At 52.1% G+C, this 1,422-nt stretch carries 2 protein-coding genes; both read left to right on the top strand.

Features of this window, described 5'->3' with window-relative positions:
• Positions 1-474: thiamine pyrophosphate-dependent enzyme (locus C8N28_RS13750; protein ID WP_246012840.1), on the top strand; the 474-nt coding region annotated here is incomplete at its 5' end.
• Positions 475-496: 22 nt separating this feature from the next.
• A partial coding sequence (locus tag C8N28_RS13745) for a transketolase family protein (protein WP_132225894.1) occupies positions 497-1,422 on the top strand: 926 nt, incomplete at its 3' end.

Here is a 1,422-nt window from a genome sequence, read left to right as displayed (position 1 = left end):
CTCTCGGTAGCGATCGGTGCTGCCCAGACCAAAAAGCTGGACGGTGATAAACAATTGGTCTATGTGCTGATGGGTGACGGGGAGCTTCAGGAAGGCCAGGTATGGGAAGCAGCCATGTATGCAGCCCACCATAAAGTGGACAACCTCATCGCTGCCATTGACTTCAACGGCCAGCAGATCGACGGCCCGACCGAAAAGGTGATGTCACTGGGTAACCTGAAAGCCAAATGGGAAGCTTTCGGATGGGATGTGATGGAGATGAACGGAAACGACATGAACGATGTGATCCGCGGACTGGAACTGGCCAAAGCCAAGACCAATAAAAGCAAACCGGTCATGATCCTGATGCAGACAGACATGGGCTATGGGGTAGACTTTATGATGGGTACCCACAAATGGCATGGAACGGCACCCAATGACGAACAGCTGGCAGCAGCGCTTGCCCAATTGGAGGAAACCTTAGGAGATTATTAAAATAATTACGGAATCAGACAGCATGAAAAAATATACATTCACAGAACAAAAGGATACCCGATCGGGCTTTGGAGCCGGACTGCTGGAAGCAGGCAAAAGAAATAAAGAGGTTGTTGCCTTGTGTGCAGACTTGATCGGATCCCTTAAAATGGATGCCTTTATCAATGAATTCCCCGACCGTTTCTATCAGGTCGGTATCGCCGAGGCGAACATGATCGGCCTGGCAGCCGGGATGACCATCGGCGGCAAGATCCCTTTCACGGGAACCTTTGCCAACTTTTCTACCGGCCGGGTCTATGACCAGATCCGTCAGTCGGTAGCCTATTCAGGCAAGAACGTAAAGATCTGTGCCTCGCATGCAGGCCTGACCTTGGGTGAGGACGGTGCAACCCACCAGATCCTGGAAGACCTGGGCCTGATGAAGATGATCCCCGGCATGACGGTGATCAACCCCTGCGATTACAACCAGACCAAGGCAGCCACCATTGCCATCGCTGAATACGAAGGACCGGTATACTTAAGGTTCGGACGTCCGGTCGTTCCGATCTTTACGGATCCGGATCAGAAATTTGAGATCGGCAAGGCCTGGATGGTGAACGAGGGCAAGGATGTCAGCATCATTGCAACCGGCCATCTGGTATGGGAGGCGATCCAGGCAGGAGAGAAACTGGCCGAGCTGGGCGTCGATGCTGAGATCATCAACATCCATACCATAAAACCCTTGGATGAAGAAGCGATCCTGAAGTCGGTAAGGAAAACAGGCTGTGTGGTAACAGCAGAAGAGCATAACCGTTTGGGCGGACTGGGGGACAGCGTTGCCCAGGTGCTATCCAAGAACTATCCTGCACCACAGGAATACATTGCTGTGGATGACAGTTTCGGGGAAAGCGGAAAACCGGCAGACCTGATGGTCAAATATGGCCTGTCTGCAGATGATATCGTTAAAGC

Origin of the sequence: Albibacterium bauzanense (genome assembly GCF_004339765.1) — a bacterium.
GTDB lineage: Bacteria > Bacteroidota > Bacteroidia > Sphingobacteriales > Sphingobacteriaceae > Albibacterium > Albibacterium bauzanense.
This window is presented reverse-complemented; position numbering and strand designations above follow the sequence as displayed.